Source organism: Paenibacillus sp. 01L418, assembly GCF_056400045.1.
Genome location: NZ_JBFTSN010000623.1, coordinates 1 through 2,869 on the forward strand (window position 1 = coordinate 1; position 2,869 = coordinate 2,869).

1 protein-coding gene and 1 pseudogene are annotated in these 2,869 nt (G+C 45.1%); both read left to right on the forward strand.

The features are described from left to right. Window positions 1-1,793, forward strand: a 1,793-nt coding sequence (locus AC1DSE_RS33750) for an S-layer homology domain-containing protein (RefSeq protein ID WP_477528959.1), incomplete at its 5' end; no start/stop codon positions are given. A 191-nt stretch (window positions 1,794-1,984) separates the two neighbouring features. Further along, a pseudogene (locus tag AC1DSE_RS33755) lies at window positions 1,985-2,869 on the forward strand (copper amine oxidase); the annotation flags it as partial.

A 2,869-nucleotide genomic window follows, 5' to 3' on the forward strand; every position in this document is an offset into this window, starting at 1 on the left:
ATATTGCACGCTCTGTTATTCAGGTTCGAATTTCTGGAAGCACAGTTTTATTAACCCTTTCATCAGCAGTAACAGGAAGCCAGATTACGGCAGTTTCTTATTTGGCATCCGTAACGTTAATAACAGATCTTGCCGGCAATGCTGCACCTTCGTTTAACAATGTAACCACTGGTGGAGGAGGCAGCGGAGGGCAAAATGGCAACATTTATGGCGTCATTGCAAAAGGCTCTACGCTTACGATTAATTTTGCAGAATCATTAAATACAAGCTACGTGCCTTCTACTGTTCAGTTTGCTGTTAACGCAAGTAATTCTGTTAAATCGATATCGAGGGTAGATGTTAGCGGATCGTCCGTTATACTAACGTTAACCTCTCCTTTTGCCATAGGAGAGACGGTTTCAGTAACATACTATTCAACTGCGTCAGGGCTTCGAACAAACAGCGGTTCAACGATCAATAGCTTTACGAACATAAACGCTGCGAACCAAACGACGATACTTGATGGGTTATCAGGTGACTTTGAAACGTCTGATGGCGGCGGCATCGGCTTGAAAACAACGGCAGCGACGACAATGTTCGACGTATCGCCTGCTGGTGTTCAAGCCAACCGATATACCTTATCGAATGAGAAGCTCCTTACAGCTTTCCAGACGGCACGCTCTGCTGGCTTAACAAGTCCGCGTGTAGCCTTTAAAGTGCCAGCATCAGAGAGAGCTGCTATTGTAGCTGTTCCAATCAATGCGCTTGACGCAGCGTATCGCTTGAATTCGAACTCGATATTTGCTGTTCAATATGGAGATGTCACTTATGAGCTGCAATTAAATGCAGCAGATTATATGAAAATCAATACGTTACTTAACGGTAATAGCGCGACTGGTCAATTAATCATTCGCATTGACCAAGGGTTATCAACGCTAACTGGAAGTATCAGCACAAAAATTAATAGCTCAAATACGAGCTTGCTTGCAGGTCCTTATCATTTTGATATTAATGCTGTGAGTGGGTCGATTCAAAAGCCATTCAATGATTTTAGCGGTTATGTTTCAAGAACAATCCAGACGTATCAAAATGCAGATTTTAAAAATACTGCCGTAGTATGGTTCGATCCAACAACCGGAGGGCTCTCCTATGTTCCGACCGAGCTTACGACAAGCGGTGGGAAGACGACTGCAACTTTTAAAAGAAAAGGAAACAGCGCTTATGCGCTTGTTAGCAATTCATCCAGCTTCTCCGATCTATCGAAGCATTGGGCAGCTTCTGCTATCCATATCATGTCGCGCAAATTTATCGTGGAAGGGCGCTCGGCAACGAAGTTTGAACCAGAGAAGGCTATTACACGAGGTGAATTTGCGACCTATATCGCCAAAGGGCTTGGCCTCAGCAGCGACAGGAGTGCAGCAGCTAAGTTCAAGGATGTAAATGCGAACACAGCGATGGGGGCGTATATTGGAGCCGCCTCAGCAGCTGGTATCGTCGCTGGCAATACGGACGGCACCTTCAAGCCAAACAACCCGATTACACGTCAGGAAATGGCCGTTATGATGATTAGAGCAGCGAAGGTGGCTGGTCTAACGGTGCAGCTGCCAGAATCGGCCGCAACTTATCTCAAGAAGTATACGGATCGAGGCAAGGTTGGCGCTTGGGCGCAGACAGATATGGCGAAATCAGTGTATATTGGTGTGATTAGCGGTAAAACAGCAACAACATTGAGTCCGCAAACCAATGCAACTCGCGCAGAAGGAACGGTTATGCTTCTTCGTTTGCTGCAGAAGGTGAAATTTCTTTCGTCATAATAAATGAACCAAAGAAGAGCAGCTCGCCCAAACGGCGAGCTGCTCTTTTTATGTCATTCATTTCCACGATGTACATAGCTGATATCTATCACCCTTTAGAAAGCGATAGCAGTCTTCTATCATGCGTAACTTTTCTACTACTCTTGTAGTCTATAACTAATAGATTAATGGATGGGAGAGTTGTAAATCTAATGAGTAAGTTTCAAAAAATCATAGATCGGCAGTCAGAAGGCATAGGAAAACGGGTTATAATCGTCGTATTAGGTGGAGCATTGCTAGTACAGCCTTTAGCTTCAATCTTGCCTAGCAGCTGGCAGACGGCAGTCATTCAATCAGCAGAGGCTGCTGCCGACCCTACGCTTAAGCTGTCACAGCAATCATTTATAACAGCAGGTGCCAAGCGCCTTGACTATGTATTCCAAACGACACGAGGCAGCTCCAAGGTGCAAACCGATGTGCATGTCATTGAAATCGATCTTACAAATCCCTACGTATCCATAAATGCGATGAGTGGAAAAAATAATAGCATAGGTCAATTAAATACGATACTTAATATGACAAAAGAAAACGGAGCCGTAGCTGGCATTAATGCAGACGTATTCGTAATGGGTAATGAGGGTGCCCCGCTTGGCGGGCAAATCGCAAGCGGCATGTTTATGTCGAGTCCTGCAAAGCTGAAGGGGATGTACGCATTCTCGGTTTCTAAAGACCGCAAACCTATGATTGATAACTATAGCTTCAATGGCCTAGTAACGGCAGCAGACGGCTCTACCTTCCCGCTGGAAGGGCTTAACCAATCTGCATATATTCCGGAGACAACGGGCTCTAATTATAGCCATGTTAATATGATGTATATCTATACAAGTGCTTGGGGCGGTACAGAACGCCCGAAAAACTCAGGCTCCACGCCTACCGAAGTATTAGTTCGCAATGGCGTAATTGAGGAGATTTCAATCGATAAAGCAATCGCAGGTCAAGCACCTGCTGATGGATACATACTCCGGTCACATGGCCTTGCAGCTAATTATGTGAAGGAGCATTTACAGGTTGGGCAAACGATCAATGCAGATTATGCG